Genomic DNA, 1,403 nt, shown 5'->3' on the forward strand with positions numbered 1-1,403 from the left:
AATGCCCAGTCCAGCATGAAGCTGAGCGACTTTATCGAGCTGCTGACCCAGAAACGCATCATGGTCGTGATCGCCTTCCTGCTGTTCTATGTGGCAGCCGAAGCGGCGTTCCTGAACTTCTTCCCGATCTTCTACGCCGCACTCGATATCGCAGACCTGGACGCCGCCGGTAAGGCCGCGAAAGCCGCTTATGTTATTTCCTCGTTTGCCGGGCTGTTTACCATTGGCCGCGTGCTTGGCGGTTTTATCACCCTGAAACTGGGCGAGCGCCGGACGCTGATTTGGTTCTCGATTCTGTCGCTGGTTTCCATCATCGTCAGCCGCATGCTGGTAGTGGAGTTCGTCTACCTGTTCATGCTGTTCGGCTTTGCCATGTCCGTGCTGTTCGATGCAGCGTCGGTGGGTGGGTCGGAGGTGTTGTTCCGACGCTCTTCCGATCTGGCGGTGAGGACGTGAAGCTATCCGCGGGCGGCTTCGAGAACGTGCAGGACGAGATGCGCGACCTGGCCCGCGACGGAGACTGGGAAGGCACCCTGGTGGCCGGCGCCGAGGAGTACGCCGAGCTGCCTCGTATGCCGTCTTCTGCTTGAAAAAACAACACGCCTTCACCCCCCACAGCCAGAGCGCCAGCCTCCCCCACCCTGTAGTAGGGTCAAATCCCTCTTCCGGCTCACTTCCAACTGCAAGAATTAACTCGTCACTTTGTTTATTAGCATCCTCACTTTTTTCAGTCTCCGTATTAGAGCAAGCAACTAAGCTTATCATTGCAAAAAATAAAACAATAAATGATAATTTTTTCATTTCATAATCTCCTTATTAAAGCTTGTCTTTCCGTACAGTTTATTTACTATTTTACAACCTTCAATTAAATGTTTTATTACCAAAAAAGATGTCTGTCATTTCTTTTCTAACAGACATCTCATATGTATTATGGATTGAGTTTAAGTCTAGCAGCTTCTAACGCCTTAACTACTATTTTACTTCTTTCCAATGCTTGTTTATACGTAGTATCATTGCTGACGCTCGCCGACGGCACCGTGGAGGTGTGGTGGGTGTGCGAGGACCACACCGGTGGCGCGGACGGCCCCCGCACGGGGGAGGACGGCGCCCCGCACATCGAGCGCTACATCGCCGCGGTGCCCCTGGACGGCTCCGGCGCCGAGGACCCTTCGGCCATCCGCCGCGTCACGCCCGCCTCCCGGTTCGTAGCCTTCCCGCGACTCAGCCCCGACGGCACCCACGTGGCGTGGATCAGCTGGGAGCATCCGCAGATGCTGTGGGACGGCACCGAGCTGCACGTCGCGCCGCTGATCAGCGGCAGCGCCGGCAGCGGTGAGGTGATCGCCGGGGACACCGGCACCTCGGTGCTGCAGCCCGAATGGCTCGACGACGGGCACCTCATC

At 56.2% G+C, this 1,403-nt stretch carries 2 protein-coding genes and 1 pseudogene; all 3 read left to right on the forward strand.

Going from position 1 to position 1,403, the window contains the following annotated elements:
• Positions 1-456, forward strand: a 456-nt coding sequence (locus tag BTM36_RS28515) for a hypothetical protein (RefSeq protein ID WP_217349648.1), incomplete at its 5' end; no start/stop codon positions are given.
• Entirely contained in the window at positions 453-590 is a 138-nt protein-coding gene (locus BTM36_RS28520) for a hypothetical protein (protein WP_168189846.1), read from the forward strand. The genes BTM36_RS28515 and BTM36_RS28520, both read left to right, overlap by 4 nt.
• A gap of 423 nt (positions 591-1,013) precedes the next feature.
• A pseudogene (locus BTM36_RS26350) lies at positions 1,014-1,403 on the forward strand (hypothetical protein); the annotation flags it as partial.

This window comes from Herbaspirillum sp. VT-16-41, from assembly GCF_001994935.1.
GTDB lineage: Bacteria > Pseudomonadota > Gammaproteobacteria > Burkholderiales > Burkholderiaceae_D > Herbaspirillum > Herbaspirillum frisingense.